Source organism: Chitinimonas violaceus (assembly GCF_052601015.1).
The window spans coordinates 1-777 of the sequence record NZ_JBQXDJ010000202.1 but is presented as its reverse complement, the minus strand read 5'-3'; the positions used below and the strand labels follow the sequence as shown (position 1 = coordinate 777).

Below are 777 nucleotides of genomic sequence, written 5' to 3'. Positions count from 1 at the left end.
AAATGGCCAATTCGGGAGAGAAAGCGATGCAAGACGAGTGATAAGTTCCGGAACGGGCTGTCTGGAAGCAACGCAAGGTCGACTTACGCCGCTGTAATGTCAAAAAGTCGGATTATTCGAGGTGCCCATTGGTTCACGCCTGCTAAGACCAATTCACGCCGTTTATTTAAACATGGCGAAACCATGCCTGAAATTGAATCAGGATATGGCGCAACAATTTGGCAGTGGGATATGCAGCAATGAAAGCCAATTCCATCCTGAACAGTTTCTTTAAGCAACAGAATATCAAGACAATTTTGTCTTGTTTTCCAAATAGCAGCCAGTTCAAAGTTTTGATTATTTAGACAGGTTAACGATGTCATTTTACGTCCAAACCTCATCTATTCTACTCATCGAGCCATGGCCAGTTAATCCAAAGAACTTTCCTTATTCATCCAACTATGAGGCAGAAGCTCCATCTTGGTTAGATCACTGTGAAGGGCGCAGCTCATTACAAGTTCTTGGGATTGACTGGGATATTCTATGCAAATATGTCTTCAGCAAAAGACCTGCTAATGAGGTGATTTGTTGTTCACCAGATCTTTGGCTTTTTAATGGTGCAACCGCCCCATTCTGTGCTAGCCAATTTAGCCCGCTACCCAACGCAGCCTACGGTAATCCCCCCATTTTTAAGGGGAGTCAGAAGTAGCGCTATGCGACCATGGCCAGCCGCTGTATTGGGGTAATACCGCCCAAGGCCATGTTAGGGCGTTCGTGATTGTAGAACCAGATCCAATC

1 protein-coding gene is annotated in these 777 nt (G+C 45.2%); it reads left to right on the top strand.

The window, feature by feature from the left end; translation table 11 throughout:
- A partial coding sequence (locus tag ACUHMQ_RS20910; protein ID WP_445297367.1) for a hypothetical protein occupies nt 1-243 on the top strand: 243 nt, incomplete at its 5' end.
- Nucleotides 244-777: the final 534 nt, after the last annotated feature.